The organism is Methylobacterium segetis (assembly GCF_004348265.1).
GTDB classification, from domain to species: domain Bacteria; phylum Pseudomonadota; class Alphaproteobacteria; order Rhizobiales; family Beijerinckiaceae; genus Methylobacterium; species Methylobacterium segetis.
The window spans coordinates 13,806-28,507 of sequence record NZ_SMNT01000040.1; the positions used below are offsets into that span (position 1 = coordinate 13,806).

The following is a 14,702-nucleotide window of genomic DNA, read 5'->3' on the forward strand; positions in this document are numbered from 1 at the left end:
GGCCGGCGCCCCCGGAGAGGAGCGATGCTGCGCTTCGATATCGTCGATCTGGGCCTGTTCCGCCACGTGGTCGAGGCGGGCTCGATCACACACGGAGCGGAGCGGGCGAATCTCGCCCTCGCCGCCGCCTCGGCGCGGATCCGGGCGATGGAGGACAGCCTCGGCGCGGCCCTCCTCGTGCGCAACCGGCAGGGGGTCACGCCGACGCCGGCCGGGCGGACGCTCCTCGCCCATGCCCGCACGCTCCTCGCCGACATCGAGCGCATGCGCGAGGAGATGTCGGCCTATTCGGGCGGCACGGCGGGCCAGATCCGCATCCTCTCGAACACCAACGCGCTGACCGAGTTCCTGCCGGAGGTGCTCTCGGCCTACCTCGCGCGCCATCCCGGCGTCAGCGTCGACATCGACGAGCGCACCTCGGACGAGATCGTCGGGCTCGTCGCCGAGGGCACGGCCGATCTCGGCATCGTCTCCGGCACGGTGGATACCGGCGCCCTGCAGACCTTCCCGTTCCGGCAGGACCGCTTCGTCCTCGTGGCGGCCCCGGACCATCCGCTCGCGGCGCGGGACTCGGCGGCCTTCGCGGAGGTTCTCGCCCACGATCTCGTCGGCCTAGACCGGATGAGCGCGATCACCCGCTTCCTCGCCGACAAGGCGGCCCGGATCGGCCGGCCGATGCGGCTCCGCGTGCAATTGCGCAGCTTCGATGCGGTCTGCCGCCTCGTCGAGTGCCGGGTCGGGCTCGGCATCGTGCCCGAGACCACGGCGCAGCGCGCCGCCCGCGGCATGGCGATCCGGATCGTACCCCTCGCCGACGGCTGGGCGAGCCGCGACCTCACCCTGTGCCTGCGCAGCCTGGAGGCGATGCCCGCCTTCGCGCAGGATTTCGTGGCGCATCTGCGGGCGTGAGACGCGTCCGGCACATCCGTTGCCTCGCAGGCCCGAAGGCGTAGCCTGTCCTCCGGCGTACAGGCATGAGGAGACAGGCCCGATGAGCATCGCGACCGTCGAGGGCCTCGGGCGCCGCCGCGGCGCCGCCGTGCTCGTCGAGGTGCTGCGCAGCGAGGGCGTGCGCTACATCTTCGGCAATCCGGGCACCACCGAACTGCCCCTGATCGATGCCCTGACCGATGCGGCCGACATCGCCTACGTGCTGGCGCTCCAGGAGGCGAGCGCGGTGGCGATGGCGGACGGCTACGCGCAGGCGGCGCGGCGGCCCGGCTTCCTCAACCTGCACACGGCGGGCGGACTCGGGCACGGCTTCGGCAACCTGCTCAACGCGCAGATCGCCGGCACGCCGCTTGTGGTGACGGCGGGCCAGCAGGATTCGCGGCACGCCATCACCGACCCGCTGCTGTTCGGCGACCTCGTCACCATCGCGGCACCGACCGTGAAATGGGCCCGCGAGGTCACCCACGCCGACCAGCTGCCGATCCTGCTCCGCCGCGCCTTCCACGACAGCAGCGCGGCACCCTCCGGCCCCGTCTTCCTGTCGCTGCCGATGGACGTGATGGAGGAGATGACGGACGCCTCCCCGGGCGAGATCTCGACCATCGACCGCTGCGCGGTGGCCGGCTCCCTCGACCGGCTCGCCGATCATCTGGCCGGCCTTACACCGGGCCGCCTCGCCATCATCGCGGGCGACGAGATCGAGGCGAGCGACGCCTCGGCCGAGGCCGTGCGCCTCGCCGACGCGCTCGCCGCGCCCGTCTACGGCTCCTCCTGGCCGGCCCACATCCCCTTCCCGACCGCGCACCCGCTCTGGGCGGGCAATCTGCCGACGAAGGCGACAGAAATCGCCGAGATCCTCGGGGCTTACGACGCGGTCTTCGCCCTCGGCGGCAAGTCGCTGATCACGGTGCTCTACACGGAAGGGCCGGCGGTGCCCGCCGGCACGCAGGTGTTCCAGCTCTCGGCGGACGTGCGCGACCTCGGCCGCACCTACTCGACGGCCCTCTCCATGGTCGGCGACATCCGCGCCTCCCTGAGAGCGCTGCAGCCCCTTCTCGAGGCGCGCATCGCGGATGGCGCGGAGACCTACGCGGCGCTGCGCGCGCGGGCGGTGACGCGCTACGAGGAGCGGCGCACCCGGCTCTCGGCGGCGGCGGACGCGGCCTTCGCAGACCCCGTCATCCAGCCCCTCGTCGCCGCCCGCGAGATCGCCCGGGCGGTCGGGGCCGACACCGCGATCGTCGACGAGGCGCCAGCGACGCTCGGCCACCTGCGCACCTTCCTGCACAGCGCCTGGACGCGGCAATATTCCTCGATCCGCGGCGGTGTGCTCGGCTGGGGCATGCCCGCCTCGGTCGGCTTCTCCCTGGGACTCGACCGGGCGCCCGTGGTCTGCGTCGTCGGCGACGGGGCGGCGATGTACTCGCCGCAGGCCCTCTGGAGCGCGGCCCACGAGCGGCTGCCCGTGACCTTCGTCGTCATCAACAACGCCGAGTACAACATCCTGAAGCGCTTCATGCGGGGGCAGGCGCACTACGCCTCGGCGCGGGCGAATCGCTACATCGCCATGGACCTCGTCGACCCCCGCATCGACTTCCCCGCGCTCGCCGCCTCGATGGGCGTGCCGGCCCGCCGCGTGGAGCGGGCCGTCGACGTCGCGCCGGCGGTCGAGGCCGGCATCCGGTCCGGCGTGCCGAACCTCGTGGAGATCGTCGTCAGCCCGACGTGATCCTCAATCCCCCGCGAGCCCCGGCACCGGCACCCCGAAGGCCTGGGCGAGCAGCACGACATTGAGCGCGAGCACGATGGTGGCGCCGGCGACGGAAGCGATCTGCGTCAGGCGCCCGTTGGCGAAGGCCCCCATCAGGTCCGGCCGGCGGGTGAACAGGACGAGCGCGATCATCGGCACGGGGAGAGCCAGCGAGAGCACGACCTGGCTCAGCACGAGGGCCCGGGTCGGGTCGACGCCGATCGCGATCACCGCGAAGGCCGGCAGCATGGTCACGAGGCGGCGCAGCCAGAGCGGGATGCGCCAGCCGACGAAGCCCTGCATCACCAGTTGCCCGGCCATCGTCCCGACGACCGAGGAGGAGAGCCCCGACGCGATCAGCGAGACGAGGAACACGCCCGCCGCCGCCGGACCGAGGAGCGGGGTCAGGGTGTGATAGGCCTGCGAGATCTCCGCCACGTCGCTGTGCCCGAGGTGGAAGGCGGAGGCCGCCATGATCACCATCGACATGTTGACGAGGCCCGCGATGGCGAGCGCGATCACCACCTCGCGGTTCGAGTAACGCACGAGCCGCCGCCGGTCGGCATCGTCGCGGGCGACCGTGCGGCTCTGGGTCAGGCCCGAATGCAGGAACAGGGCGTGGGGCATCACGGTGGCGCCGATGATGCCGACCGCGATGGTGAGCGCCTCCGCGTCCGGAATGCGCGGCGTGGTGAGCCCCTGCGCCGCCGCGCCCCAGGCGATCGGCGCGATGAACAGCTCGACCGCGTAGCAGAGGCCGATCGTCACGACCATGGTCCCGATCACGATCTCCATCCAGCGGAAGCCGCCCCGCTCCAGGAGGAGGATCCCGTAGGTGACGATCGCGGTCACCACCATGCCGGCGAAGAGCGGCATGCCGGTCAGCAGCGCGAGGCCGATCGCGCCGCCGAGGAACTCCGCGAGGTCGGTCGCCATCGCGGCGAGCTCGCTCACCACCCACCTCGTCAGGCGCACGGGTTTCGGGAACTCGTCCCGGCAGACCTCGGCGAGGTTCCGGTTCGTCACGATGCCGAGCTTGGCCGAGAGCGCCTGGAACAGCATGGCCACGAGATTCGCGACCAGCACGACCCAGAGCAGGGTGTAGCCGTACTTGGCGCCGGCCTGGATGTTCGTCGCGAAATTGCCCGGGTCCATGTAGGCGATCGAGGCCATCACGGCGGGGCCGGTGAACAGGAGGAAGCGCCCGCGCCCGCGGTGCCGCCCGTCGAGGACGTCGCGGATCTCGCGCTCGGTGCGGCGGCTCAGCCCCTCTTGGGCCGGCGCCGGAAGCGCCTCTCTGGTCAGGATCTGTGCCGGCATGATTCGCTTGAGCGTCGCGGTTTGTATAGCATCAGCTATAATGATGTGCCCCGGCTCAAGATCAAGGGTCTTGTTCGAACGGGACTCCCCCTCCCCCGCACGGATTTGCTAGAAGGTGGCCAGCGGTCAACGAGGCTCGCGCCGAAGCGGGCTCGGCCAAGCGGGAGACAGCCGGCACCATGCAGGACACCTCACGGCCGGTCCCTGAACCCGCGCTTCTCGACCCGGAGGTCCATGTCGAGAGCTTCCGCCAGGCCCGCGAGGCGCGCCGCCTGGAACTCGTGGAGGATTACGTCGAGCTGATCGCCGACCTGATCGGCGATGGCGGCGAGGCGCGGCAGGTCGATATCGCCGCCCGCCTCGGCGTGGCGCAGCCGACGGTGGCCAAGATGCTGAAGCGGCTGGCCGAGGAGGGCTTCGTTCAGCAGAGGCCCTATCGGGGCGTGTTCCTGACGGAGGCCGGTCAGGCGCTCGCCGAGCAGAGCCGCGAGCGCCATCGCATCGTGGAGCGCTTCCTGTGCGCGCTCGGCGTCAGCGCCGAGACCGCGCGCCGCGACGCCGAGGGCATCGAGCACCACGTCAGCGGCGAGACCCTGGAGGCGTTCCGGCGCTTCGCGGAGACGCGCTCGGACGCGTGAGGCCCTAGCCCGCCCGCGGCCGGATCACCTTCGCCCTCCCGCCATCGACCAGCACCTCGCTCGGGCTCGGATGGCTGAGGAAGCCGGTCGGGCTCGCCGTGAGGGCGTAGGCGCCCGATTGCAGCACCGCCACGAGGTCGCCCGCCGCGAGGTCCGGCATCGGCGCGGCCCGGGCCAGCATGTCGAGGGGCGTGCAGAGGGGGCCGACGACCGCCGCCGGCGCCCGCTCCGCGCCCGCCTCCTCCACAACCGCGACGACGGGGTAGTCCCGCTTCACGATCTGGCCGAGATTGCCCGAGGCGGCGAGGTGATGGTGCATACCCCCATCCGTGATCACGAACCGGCTGCCGCGGGACACCTTCACGGCGCGCACCCGGGCGACGTAGAGGCCCGCCGGCCCGGCGAGGAAGCGGCCGGGTTCCAGCACGATGCGGGCGGGGGCGAGGAGCGGGTCGGCGGCGACGCGCGCCCGAAGGGGGGCGAGCCCGTCCCGCAGGCCCGCGAGGTCGAGGGCGGAATCGCCCGCGAAATAGGGGATGCCGAGCCCGCCGCCGAGATCGATCGTCTCGAGCGGCCGCTTCGTGCGGGCGCCGAGGCGGGCGGCGAGGTCGAGGCCATAGGCCCATTGCGCGAGGAGCGTGACTGCGCTCAACCCCTGCGTACCCGCGAAGAGATGGAGGCCGCACAGGTGCAGCCGCGGCTCGGCCTCGATCCGGTCGACGATTAACTCCAGTTCCTCCTCGTCGAAGCCGAAGGGCGAGGGCTTGCCGCCCATCCGCATCGCCCCGCCCTGCGCGCCCGCGCCCGGGTTGACCCGGATCGCCACCCGCACGGGCCGGCCCGCCGGGGCGGCGTTCGCCACGCGGGTGATCTCCTCCGCGTTCTCGAGGTGGATCTCGCCGATGCCCCCCGCGACCACGCGGGCAATGTCGGAATCGGACTTTCCCGGCCCCGCGAACAGGATCCTCTCCGGGGGGACGCCCGCCGCGAGCGCCGCCGCGAATTCGGCGCCCGATGCGATCTCGGCGCCGGCCCCCTCCTCCCGGAAGATCCGGATCACGGCGGGGTTGGGATTCGCCTTTACCGAGTAATCGACCCCGGCGAAGCCCTCGACGGCCTTCGCCAGCGCCCGGTAGGACCGGCGCAGGGTCGCGGCGTCGTAGACGAAGAGCGGCGTGCCGTGGGCCTCGGCGAGCGCCCGCAGATCGAGCCCCCCCACCTGCAGAGCACCGTTCGTGCGCGAAAAATTCTCCGCGATCAGGCGTGCGGCGAGATCGGGGCCTTCCGTCTCCGGCATCGTCATCGGCGCTCCGCGACGAGGCGCTTGTAATCGACCTTGCCGTTCGGCGTCACGGGCAGCGACGCCACCGTCTCGACGGCGCGGGGCACCATGTGGGGGGCGAGCTTGGCGCGGGCGATCCGCAGCACCTCCGCCTCCGGCAGGGGCGCGCCGGCCGCCACCGCCACCGCGTGCACGCGCTCGCCGATGCTCGGATCCGGCAGGCCGATCACCGCCACCTGCCGGAAGGCGCCCGTCTCCATCAGGGCGGCCTCCACCTCCGTCGGGCTCACGCGGAAGCCCTGCGTCTTGATCATCGCGTCCTCGCGGCCGAGGAAGGTGAAGAAGCCGGCCTCGTCCTCCACGACGATGTCGCCGGAGCGGCAGACGAGCCCGCCCCTGCCGAGCGGGTCGGGCACCAGCACGCGGGCCGTGTCCTCAGGCCGGTTCCAATAGCCCATCGAGACGGTCGGTCCCCGATGCATCAGGATGCCGGGCTCTCCCGGCCGCGTGCGCTTGCCCGTCGCATTCACCGCGAAGATCTCGGTCTCGGGGATGGCGCGGCCGATCGAGCCCGGCCGCGCCTCGATCTCCTCGGGCGGCAGGTAGGTGGAGCGGAAGGCTTCCGTCAGCCCGTACATCAGGACGATGCGCGTCTGCGGCAGGGCGGCGCGCAGGCGGGCCACGGTCTCGACGGGCACGGCGCCGCCGGAATTCGTGATGTAGCGGAGCGAGGACAGGTCGGCCCGGGCGAGGCTCGGCGCCGCGCGGGTGAGAAGCGCCCACAGGGTGGGGACCCCGGCGAGCCCGGTGATGCGATGGCGCTCGACGGCGCGCACCACCTCGTCGCCGAAGCGGAAGCTGAGGAGCACGCAGGTCGCTCCCTGCTCGACCGCGGTGAGGAGCTGATTCAGCCCGTAATCGAACGAGAGCGGCAGCACCGACAGGATGCGCTCCTGCGGCCCGATGCCGAGATAGGTCCGCACGATGCGCGTCCCGGCGATCAGGTTGGCGTGGCTCAGCATCACGCCCTTGGGCAGGCCGGTCGAGCCCGAGGTGTAGAGGATCGCCGCGAGATCACGCGGCTCCGCGCGGGGGATCTCCGGCGCCGCGCCATCGACGGGAACGTCGAGGTCGGGGATGATCCGCAGCCCCGGCAGGTCGTCGAGGGCGCCTTCGAGCCCGGCCCGGAGGGCGTCGTCCGTCAGGAGTGCCGCCGCGCTGCAATCGGCGAGGATGTGGCGCACCTGCGCCGGGCGAAGGCTCGGATGGATCGGCACGAACACGGCGCCGGCCCGGGCGATGGCGAAGATCGCGACGCACTCGGAGATCGATTTCGGCAGCAGGAAGCCGACCCGGTCGCCCGGGTTGATCCCGGAGGCGGCGAGGTGGCCCGCGAGCGCGGCGGCCCGTGCGCGGAAGGCTCCGTAGGTCAGACGACGATCGCCGTCGACGATCGCGACGCGCTCGGGCGCGCAGGCCGCGCCGTCGAGGAGGTCGTGCAGGAGGACGGGCGGTATCATCCCTGCCAGCCCCGAGCCTGAACGGGCCGCGGGAGCGGCCCGCGCCGCGTCAGGGCAGAATTCGGAGCGGCGCGACCCGGTCGTCCGGCCCAATCATGCGGCCGCATGCTCGGGCTGCGCGCGCCCGGCGTCGATCTTGCCGGCGATGTAGCGGGCGAGCGCGTCGACGCTCTCGAAATTCTGGAGGCCGAACGCCTCCTCCTCGATCTCCACGCCGAAGCGCTCGCCGAGATCGAGCACGAGGTCGAGCACGCCGATGGAGTCGAGGGCGTCGCTCGTCACGAGGGACGTCTGCCCCGTCACGGCTCCCGGCGCGAGGCCGGGATTGCGGCCGGCGATGAAGTCGAGGATCGCCTCCCGCACCGCATTCGTCTGAACCAGCACCTGACTGTCTCCCCCGCGTTCCGGACCGGGACCGCGCGCCATATCGATCCGGCATCGAAAAGTCCATGGCACCTGAATGGCGGCCGAATGCGGGCGCAATCAGGCGACGAAGGCTTCCCGCGCCTCGTGACCAGTGTCCGCCGCCTCCTGCGGCATCGGCTCGTCCTCGGGCACCACGTCGACCTCGACCTTGAGCTTCTGCGAGCCGGAGGCCGAGACGACGCCGTCGATGGGCGAGACGTCGCCGTAGTCGCGACCGCGCGCGACGACGATATGGTGATCGCGCACGCCGACGCCATTGGTCGGGTCGAGGCCGTGCCATCGGCCGCCGCACCAGAGCGCGACCCAGGCGTGGCTCGCATCCGCCCCGCGCAGGCGCGGCCGCCCGGGCGGGGGCGTCGTGCGCAGGTACCCGCCGACATAGGCGGCCGGCAGGCCGAGGCCGCGCAAGGCGGCGATCATGATATGGGCGAAGTCCTGGCAGACGCCGGCCCGCAGGGCGAAGGATTCGGCGAGCGGCGTCGCGACCGTGGTGGCCTTGGAATCGAAGCGGAAATCGCCTCCGATCCGGTGCATCAGCTCGACGGCGCCGCCATAGGCGCTGCGCCCCGGCGGGAAGCTCGCCCGGGCATAGTCCGTCACCGCGGAGACCAGCGGCACCCGTGCGCTCGGGAACAGGAAGTGGGCCGGAGCGTCGGGCCCGAGGCTCGGCTCGGCGAGGGCTGCCGCGCGGACCGTCTCCCAGGAGGGGCCGGATTCCGGCTCCGGCAGGGGCGGCCGCTCCACCCGCACGCGGGAGAACGCCTCGACCCTGAACTCGGTATGGGGCGCGTCGAGGATGAACGAGACCGTCTCGCTGCCGAAATAGTCCCGGCGCAGGGTGCGGCCGCGCGGCTCCGGGGTGATCGCCACCGCGCTCTCCAGCACGGTCTGCCCCTCCCCGTCCTGCGGGCGCAGGCGCAGCGAGCAGCGGGCGAAGCGGACCGGTCTGCGGTAGCGGTAGGCGGTGAGATGGCGCAGCGTGTAGATCACGCGAGCCCCGCGAGCTTCTCCGGGCGCAGGCCCTGAGGCCCGTTCGGGAAGTAGCGCCCCGCGACCGCGTCGGCCAAGCGTTCCAGTTCGCTCTCGAGCCGGGCCATGGCCACGCCGTCGAGATCGGCCGCCTCGCAGCCCGCGAACTCGGCGCGGATCCGCGCGGCGAGCCGCCGGTGCGGCTCCGGGATGCCGTCGGCCGACAGCGCCGGCAGATCGTCGAGGTGGCGCAGGATCGCCTCCACTTGGAAGGCGACCGAGCGCGGGTTGAAGGGGTCGAGGAGCACCATGTCGCGCACCGGCTCGAGGGCCACGCCCTGCATGTAGCGCGCCCCGTAGGTCACTTGCGAGTCGCACAGGGCGAGCATCACCCCGAGATCGTCCGCGCTCGCCTCGTCGCCCGCGAAGCTCATCGCGAAGGAGCAGGTGTTGATCGCCCGCTCGATCCGGCGCCCGAGATCCACGAAGTGCCAGCCCGCGGCGCGGCTCATGTTCTCCTGGGTCAGGCCCGAGAGCGCGGCGATGTGGCTCAGCGCCCGCTCGGCCCGGCCGAGGAGTTGCGCCTCGGCGAAGTCGCGGCCCTCGTCGAGGGCGAGGAGGTCGGTGAGGTCGGCGAGGACCCGCCACGCCTCGCCGGAGAGGCGGGTGCGCAGGGTCGCGGCGTTGCGGCGCGCCCGCGCGACATGGGCCCGGGCCGAGCCGTGGATCTCGCGCCCGATCAGCGCCTCCTGCGCGAGCGCGGCGGTCGGCAGGTCGGGGGCGCTCACCGCGCCCCACTCGGCCAGGATCGCGCGCAGGCGCAGGGCGGCGGGAGCGCGGACGCTGCCCGTGATGTCGGTGACGACGGCCTCGCCGACGCTGACGAGGTGGGCAAGGACGAGGCGGGTCACCGCCTCGGCGCGCTCGGCGTAGCGGCCGAACCAGAACAGGCCGTCGGCCGCGCGCGACGGCAGATGGCCGGCGATGCGCCGCACCCGGGGGGCGCCCTGCATGGACAGCGTCGGCGCGTCGACGGGGCGGTCCGACAGGACCCAGACGTCGGCGGCGCGGATCCCGAGCCGCATCTCGGTCGGGTCGACGTCGGGCCGCTCCGAGAGGCGGCAGAAGCCGCCGGGCAAGACGCGCCAGCCCTCGGGCGTCGCCGCCGCGAAGACGCGCAGCGCGAAGGGCCGCGGCACGAAGCGCAGGCCCCTGTCCGCGCGCTCCCAGCCCGGCATGGTCGAGAGGGGGGCGGGTTCCTGCCCCACATAGTCGAAGGGCCGGTCGCGCAGGGCCTCCAGCACCCGCGCGCGCTCGGCCGCGATCGTGGAGGGAGCGAGGATCGCGTCGCGCCCCGCCCCGCGGGTCGGGGTGGCGGCGGGCCGAAGGGTCAGGTCGTCGAGATGGTCTCGGACATGGGCGAGCCCGTCCGGATCGCCGCACCACCACGTGCGCGGGCTGTCGAGCTGGAGTTCCTGGCCGAGCAGCGCCCGGGCGATCCCGGGGAGGTAGGCGGCGAGCGCGCCCGACTCGACCATGCCGGAGCCCGGCATGTTGCCCATCACGAGGCTGCCGTTGCGCAGCGCGTCGAGCACGCCCGGGATGCCGAGGCGGGAGACCGGGTTCAGTTCGAGCGGGTCGAGATAGTCGGCGTCGATGCGCCGCCAGAGCACGTCGGCGCGCTTGAGCCCGGAGACGGTGCGCACGTGAAGGCAGCCGTCCTGCATCACGAGATCGTCGCCCTCGACGAGCATCAGGCCGAGATAGCGGGCGAGCGCCGCCTGCTCGACGTAGGTCGAGGAGAAGGGGCCGGAGGTCAGCAGGCAGATGCGTGGCTCGGCCCGTTCGGCGCCGGCCGCGAGCGCCTGCCGGAAGGCCTGGAAGAAGGCGGGCAATCGCTCGACGTGGAGGTCCTGGTAGAGATCGGGGAAGGCGCGGGTCAGCACCATCCGGTTCTCCAGGGCGTAGCCGAGGCCGGAGGGAGCCTGGGTACGGTCGGCGAGCACCCGCCAGCGCCCGTCGGGGCCGCGCCCGATATCGGCGGCGTAGAGCTTCAGGTAGCGCCCGCCGGGGGGCGCCACGCCGTGGAGCGGGCGCAGGAACTCGGGGCTGCTCGCCACCACCGCGGCCGGCAGCAGGCCCTCCGCCACGAGCCGGCCCGGCCCGTACACGTCGGCGAGGATCGCCTCCATCAGCTCGGCCCGCTGGACGAGCCCCGCGCTCAGGGCCCGCCATTCGGCCGCCTCGATCACGAGCGGCAGGGAGCCGAGGGGCCAGGCATGCTCGCGCTGGTCGCCGTAGATCCGGTAGGAGATGCCGGCGTCCCGGATGTGCCGCTCCGCCGAGACGAAGCGGGCCATGATCTCGTGTTCGGCCAAGCGCCCGAGCCGTTCGAGGAGCCGGGTCCAGGCGCCGCGGGGGTGCCCATCCGGCCCGAGGACCTCGTCGGGAAGTCCGGCTTGCGGACGATAGGCGCCGGTCCAGCGGGCGAGCCGCTCGGACACGCCCTCCCCGTCCGCTGGCCCGGCCGGGCTCATCGGGGCGCCGGCACGCGCAGGTCGAGCGTCAGGGGGAATTCGGGGTTCGCCTCCTCGCGCGGCATCGCGACCCCGCCCGGCGTGTGGCCCTGGGCCTGGAAGCGGGCGAGGCGCCGCCCCTCCGCCTCGTAGGTGTTGACCGGGTAGGTCTCGTAGTTGCGCCCGCCCGGATGCGCGACGTGGTAGCGGCAGCCGCCCAGCGAGCGACCGCTCCAGGCGTCGAGGACGTCGAGGGTCAGCGGCGCGTGGGGTGCGATCGTCGGGTGCATCGACGAGGCTGGCTGCCACGCCTTGAAGCGCAGGCCGGCCACCGCCTCGCCCGCCGTACCGGTGCCGGTCATGGGCAGGCGCCGCCCGTTGCAGGCGATGACATGGCGGCCCGGCACGAAGCCGTTGACCTTGACCTGCAGGCGCTCGACCGAGCTGTCGACGTAGCGCACCGTGCCACCGATCGCCCCCTCCTCGCCCAGCACGTGCCAGGGCTCCAGCGCCTGCCGCAGCTCCATCGTGACGCCACCGTGCTCGACCCGGCCGAAGACGGGGAAGCGGAACTCGCGCTGCGCCTCGAAGGCCGTCGGGTCGAACTCGTAGCCGGCCCGGCCAAGGTCCTCCAGCACGCCGAGGAAGTCCGCCCAGAGGAAATGCGGCAGCATGAAGCGATCGTGGAGCGCCGTGCCCCAGCGGACACAGCCGCCCTCCTGCGGCTCGCGCCACAGCCACGCCACGAGCGCCCGCAGCAGGAGCTGCTGGGCGAGGCTCATGCGTGGGTCCGGCGGCATCTCGAAGCCGCGGAACTCGAGGAGGCCGAGGCGGCCGGTCGGCCCGTCCGGCGAGTAGAGCTTGTCGATGCAGATCTCGGCCCGGTGGGTGTTGCCGGTGACGTCGACGAGGATGTTGCGGAAGATCCGGTCGACGAGCCAGCGGGGGATGTTCGGGTCGTCCGGTGCGGGCACCTGCGCGAGGGCGATCTCCAGCTCGTAGAGGCCGTCGTGGCGGGCCTCGTCCATGCGCGGCGCCTGGCTCGTCGGACCGATGTAGAGGCCCGAGAACAGGTAGGACAGGGACGGGTGGCGCTGCCAGTAGAGGACGAGGCTCTTGAGGAGATCCGGCCGGCGCAGGAAGGGAGAATCATCCGGGCTCGCGGCGCCCATCACCACGTGGTTGCCGCCGCCGGTGCCGGTGTGGCGCCCGTCGATCATGAACTTCTGGGCGCCGAGGCGGGTCTCGCGGGCATCCGTGTAGAGGTCGGTCGTGATGCGCACGGCCTCGCGCCAGGTCGCGGCCGGGTGCACGTTGACCTCGATCACGCCGGGGTCGGGCGTGACCTTGATGACGTTGAGGCGCGGATCGTAGGGCGGCTCGTAGCCCTCGATATGGACCGGCTGGCCAATCTCGGCCGCGGCCGCTTCGAGCAGGGCGAGGAGTTCGAGGTACTCGTCGGCCCGCTGCACGGGCGGCATGAAGACGTGCAGGATGCCGCCCCGCGGCTCGACGGCGAGCGCCGTGCGCACGGCGACGCCCGTGATGCCGGCGCCGTTCCGGGTCGCGCTGCCCGGATGGCCGGCGGGCAGGTTGCCGCGCGGCTCCAGCGGGTCCTGGGGCTGGTAGTAGGGGTAGTGCTCGGGCGGCACGTGGGGCAGCGAGCCCAGCGGCAGGCGGAAGCCGAGGGGCGAATCGCCGGGCGTCAGGAAGGCTTGGCCCCGGCGGAAGTCCCAGGTTTCCGAGATCCAGAGCCTGTCCGCCCCGCCGTCCTTGCCGGTCGGCAGGCTCGCCAGCGGCAGCACGTAGCCCGCCGGTTCGCCGAGACCCCGCTCGAACACGCGGCGCATGCGGGCCTCGTCCTCGGCGTTCGGCAGCTTCGGCTGGTCGGCCGTGACGTTCGCGGGCAATTCCGCTTCCCGCTCGGACCAGTAGGTCGGGTCCTCATAGGCCGGGATCACGTAATCGGGCAGTTCGAGCCGTCGGGCGACCGCATCGATGAGGGCCTTCGCCTGCGGCCCCTTCGCATCTCGCGGGCCGTCCTCGGCGGCGATCAGGGCATCGTCGCGCCAGACCGGCTCCCCGTCCCGCCGCCAGTAGAGGGCGAAGGCCCAGCGGGGCAGGCTCTCGCCGGGGTACCACTTGCCCTGGCCGTAATGGAGCATGCCGCCCGGCGCGAAGCGGGCGCGCAGGCGCCGGATCAGCTTGTCGGCGAGCGCCCGCTTCGTCGGGCCGACGGCGGCGGCGTTCCATTCCGGGCTCTCGAAATCATCGATCGAGACGAAGGTCGGCTCGCCGCCCATGGTCAGGCGCACATCCTGCGCGGAGAGGTCCGCGTCGATCCGGTCGCCGAGCCGGTCCATCGCGGCCCAGACCGCGTCCGAGAAGGGCTTGGTGATGCGCGGCGCCTCGGCCACGCGCGTCACCGTCATCTCGAAGCCGAACTCGACGCCGGCAGGCTCCGCGAGCCCCGAGATCGGAGCGGCGGAGCTGTAATGCGGCGTGGCGGCGAGCGGGATGTGGCCCTCGCCACAGAGGAGGCCCGAGGTGGCATCGAGCCCGACCCAGCCGGCGCCCGGCAGGTAGACCTCGGCCCAGGCATGGAGATCCGTGAAGTCGGTCTTGGTGCCCTCCGGCCCGTCCACCGCCGTCGTGTCCGGCACGAGCTGGATCAGGTAGCCGGAGACGAAGCGGGCAGCGAGACCGATCCGGCGCAGGACCTGAACGAGGAGCCAGGCCGAATCCCGGCAGGACCCCCTCTTGAGCGTCAGCGTCTCGGCCGGCCTCTGCACGCCCGGTTCCATGCGCACGCCGTACACGACCTCCGAGCGCACGAGATCGTTCAGGGCGACGAGGAACGAGACGGTCGCGTTCTCCTTGGGCAGCCGCTTCAGGAGCGCCTCGATCTCCGGGCCGTCCGCATCTTCGGGCTGGAGATAGGGCGCGAGCTCGGTGGCGAGCTCTTCGGGGTAGGAGAAGGGCCAAGCCTGGGCGTACTCCTCCAGGAAGAAGTCGAACGGATTGATCACCGAGAGGTCGGCCGTCAGATCGACCTCGATCTTCAACTCGGTGGTCTTCTCCGGGAAGACGAGCCGGGCAAGCCAGTTGCCGTTCGGGTCCTGCTGCCAGTTCACGAAGTGGTTCGCCGGCGTCACCTTCAGGGCGTAGGACGGGATCTTGGTTCGCGTGTGCGGCGCCGGACGCAGGCGCACCACCTGCGGCCCGAGGGCGATCGGCCGGTCGTAGCGGTAATGGGTGACGTGGTGCAGGGCGGCTTTGATCGACACGGGCACTCCGGTCTTCGGGACGATGGCTTCGGGTCGGCCTTGA

At 72.5% G+C, this 14,702-nt stretch carries 10 protein-coding genes; 3 read left to right on the plus strand and 7 right to left on the minus strand.

Annotated features, from left to right (window positions below; translation table 11 throughout):
• The first annotated feature begins 24 nt into the window (after positions 1 to 24).
• A complete protein-coding gene (locus E1J50_RS12200; RefSeq protein ID WP_132253931.1) occupies positions 25 to 909 on the plus strand; it encodes a LysR family transcriptional regulator in 885 nt (294 codons plus the stop codon).
• Positions 910 to 991: 82 nt separating this feature from the next.
• Positions 992 to 2,680 (plus strand): thiamine pyrophosphate-binding protein, encoded by a 1,689-nt coding sequence (locus E1J50_RS12205; RefSeq protein WP_132253933.1) that lies wholly within the window; start codon positions 992 to 994, stop codon positions 2,678 to 2,680.
• Positions 2,681 to 2,683: 3 nt separating this feature from the next.
• Here E1J50_RS12205 and E1J50_RS12210 read toward each other — a convergent pair whose 3' ends face one another.
• Positions 2,684 to 4,021 (minus strand): Nramp family divalent metal transporter, encoded by a 1,338-nt coding sequence (locus E1J50_RS12210; RefSeq protein WP_132253936.1) that lies wholly within the window; start codon positions 4,019 to 4,021, stop codon positions 2,684 to 2,686.
• A 179-nt stretch (positions 4,022 to 4,200) separates the two neighbouring features.
• Between E1J50_RS12210 and mntR the strand changes: the two genes are divergently transcribed.
• On the plus strand, positions 4,201 to 4,659 hold the full coding sequence (mntR, locus tag E1J50_RS12215; protein ID WP_132253938.1) for a manganese-binding transcriptional regulator MntR: 459 nt from the start codon (positions 4,201 to 4,203) through the stop codon (positions 4,657 to 4,659).
• 4 nt (positions 4,660 to 4,663) lie between these two features.
• On the opposite strand, the gene E1J50_RS12220 is transcribed toward mntR, so the two are convergent.
• The 6 genes from E1J50_RS12220 to E1J50_RS12245 all read right to left on the minus strand — a co-directional run bounded on the left by E1J50_RS12220 (position 4,664) and on the right by E1J50_RS12245 (position 14,659).
• The gene (locus E1J50_RS12220; protein WP_245516549.1) at positions 4,664 to 5,962 is read right to left on the minus strand and encodes a type III PLP-dependent enzyme; all 1,299 of its coding nucleotides are present in this window, start codon (positions 5,960 to 5,962) and stop codon (positions 4,664 to 4,666) included.
• Positions 5,959 to 7,461: an AMP-binding protein gene (locus E1J50_RS12225; RefSeq protein WP_132253940.1), complete on the minus strand. Its 1,503-nt coding sequence runs from the start codon at positions 7,459 to 7,461 to the stop codon at positions 5,959 to 5,961. Before E1J50_RS12225 ends, E1J50_RS12220 begins: the two co-directional genes overlap by 4 nt.
• A 93-nt stretch (positions 7,462 to 7,554) precedes the next feature.
• Positions 7,555 to 7,845 (minus strand): acyl carrier protein, encoded by a 291-nt coding sequence (locus E1J50_RS12230; protein WP_245516550.1) that lies wholly within the window; start codon positions 7,843 to 7,845, stop codon positions 7,555 to 7,557.
• A 99-nt stretch (positions 7,846 to 7,944) separates the two neighbouring features.
• Positions 7,945 to 8,877: a transglutaminase family protein gene (locus E1J50_RS12235; RefSeq protein WP_132253946.1), complete on the minus strand. Its 933-nt coding sequence runs from the start codon at positions 8,875 to 8,877 to the stop codon at positions 7,945 to 7,947.
• Positions 8,874 to 11,393, minus strand: a complete 2,520-nt coding sequence (locus E1J50_RS12240; protein WP_132253949.1) for a circularly permuted type 2 ATP-grasp protein — start codon at positions 11,391 to 11,393, stop codon at positions 8,874 to 8,876. The genes E1J50_RS12235 and E1J50_RS12240 overlap by 4 nt, the downstream gene beginning before the upstream one ends.
• Positions 11,390 to 14,659 (minus strand): transglutaminase family protein, encoded by a 3,270-nt coding sequence (locus tag E1J50_RS12245; RefSeq protein WP_207919195.1) that lies wholly within the window; start codon positions 14,657 to 14,659, stop codon positions 11,390 to 11,392. Before E1J50_RS12245 ends, E1J50_RS12240 begins: the two co-directional genes overlap by 4 nt.
• Positions 14,660 to 14,702 lie beyond the last annotated feature (43 nt).

Bases quoted from the DNA above. Each gene is read 5' to 3' on its own strand.
- E1J50_RS12200 (WP_132253931.1), top strand. From the start codon at position 25: ATGCTGCGCTTCGATATCGTCGATCTGGGCCTGTTCCGCCACGTGGTC.
- E1J50_RS12205 (WP_132253933.1), top strand. From the start codon at position 992: ATGAGCATCGCGACCGTCGAGGGCCTCGGGCGCCGCCGCGGCGCCGCC.
- E1J50_RS12210 (WP_132253936.1), bottom strand. From the start codon at position 4,021: ATGCCGGCACAGATCCTGACCAGAGAGGCGCTTCCGGCGCCGGCCCAA.
- mntR (WP_132253938.1), top strand. From the start codon at position 4,201: ATGCAGGACACCTCACGGCCGGTCCCTGAACCCGCGCTTCTCGACCCG.
- E1J50_RS12220 (WP_245516549.1), bottom strand. From the start codon at position 5,962: ATGACGATGCCGGAGACGGAAGGCCCCGATCTCGCCGCACGCCTGATC.
- E1J50_RS12225 (WP_132253940.1), bottom strand. From the start codon at position 7,461: ATGATACCGCCCGTCCTCCTGCACGACCTCCTCGACGGCGCGGCCTGC.
- E1J50_RS12240 (WP_132253949.1), bottom strand. From the start codon at position 11,393: ATGAGCCCGGCCGGGCCAGCGGACGGGGAGGGCGTGTCCGAGCGGCTC.